This window comes from Acinetobacter sp. ANC 3929 (assembly GCF_000369405.1).
In the GTDB taxonomy this organism is placed as follows: Bacteria; Pseudomonadota; Gammaproteobacteria; order Pseudomonadales; family Moraxellaceae; genus Acinetobacter.
Window position 1 is genome coordinate 384,841 of the sequence record NZ_KB849999.1, and the last position, 499, is coordinate 385,339.

At 52.5% G+C, this 499-nt stretch carries 1 protein-coding gene; it reads left to right on the forward strand.

Features of this window, described 5'->3' with window-relative positions:
• The coding region (locus F909_RS20525) for an Ig-like domain-containing protein (RefSeq protein WP_157407603.1) at positions 1 to 499 on the forward strand (499 nt) is incomplete at both ends.

Here is a 499-nt window from a genome sequence, read left to right on the forward strand (position 1 = left end):
ATATTGATGCGGTCACCGCAGACAACGTGATCAATGCAACAGAAGGTGCAGGCAATGTGACTGTAACAGGTACCTTGACGGGTATCCCAGCGGATGCAGCGACGACCGTGGTGACCCTGTTGATTAACGGAGTGACCTACACTGCGATTGTGAATACAGCAGCAGGTACGTGGAGTGCAGTGGTTGCGGGAAGTGACTTGTTGGCGGATGGTGATAAAACCATTGAAGCCAAAGCGACCTTCACCGATGCAGCGGGCAACAGCAGCAACGTGACTGATACCCAGGTGTATACAGTAGACCTTACACCACCGAACCCAGCGGGTGCATTACTGAACATCGATGCAGTGACTGCAGACAATGTGATCAATGCAACAGAAGGTGCAGGCAATGTGACGATCACGGGCACCTTAACCGGTGTTCCAGCGGATGCAGCGACGACTGTTGTGACCCTGTTGATTAACGGAGTGACCTACACTGCGATTGTGAATACAGCAGCAGG